Annotated in this window: 1 protein-coding gene; it reads left to right on the top strand. The window is 42.0% G+C overall.

Annotated elements, in window-relative coordinates:
* On the top strand, window positions 1-164 hold a 164-nt coding region (locus tag JUI58_RS27700), incomplete at its 5' end, for a hypothetical protein (protein ID WP_204101733.1).
* Window positions 165-207 lie beyond the last annotated feature (43 nt).

The following is a 207-nucleotide window of genomic DNA, read 5'->3' on the forward strand; positions in this document are numbered from 1 at the left end:
TAACTGCTAAAGTTCCTTTGGCAGCAATGTTCGGTTACGCCACAGATATCCGTTCCAAAACCCAAGGACGCGGTATCTTTTCAATGGAATTCAGCAATTACGAAGAAGTCCCTCGTAATGTTGCTGAAGCCATCATTGCTAAAAATCAAGGGAACGCAAATTAAAGATAAGGAAAAACGAAGCAATGGCACGCGCAAAATTTGAACG

The organism is Spirulina sp. CCY15215 (assembly GCF_016888125.1).
Classification (GTDB): domain Bacteria; phylum Cyanobacteriota; class Cyanobacteriia; order Cyanobacteriales; family Spirulinaceae; genus CCY15215.